Raw genomic sequence first — 257 nt, 5'->3', positions numbered from 1 at the left:
ATTCTTTTTAGGTACTGACTCAGCGCCTCATTATAAAGATAAAAAAGAATTTTTTATTACCACTTACTGCAGCAGCCATTAAAGCATGTTGGTGAATATTACGTTTTAAAATAGGTAAACAGTAATAATGTGGGCGAATGCCCCCTGCCAGCATATGGTTGCGATTGTACAGTAAGTGATGAGCAGTAATTGTTGCTGCAACATTATCCGGCGCATTAGTTACAAACTCTACCGCATCTTTGGTTGTAATATGCTCA

General features: G+C 37.7%; 1 pseudogene. It reads right to left on the bottom strand.

Annotated features, from left to right (window positions below):
- Window positions 1–19: 19 nt before the first annotated feature.
- Window positions 20–257, bottom strand: a pseudogene (locus V0R37_RS22700) (dihydroorotase); the annotation flags it as partial.

Source organism: Pollutimonas rozaliensis (assembly GCF_048751585.1).
Taxonomy (GTDB): Bacteria; Pseudomonadota; Gammaproteobacteria; order Burkholderiales; family Burkholderiaceae_B.
Note: the sequence above shows the minus strand (reverse complement) of the source record. Positions and strands in the feature narration are given on the sequence as shown.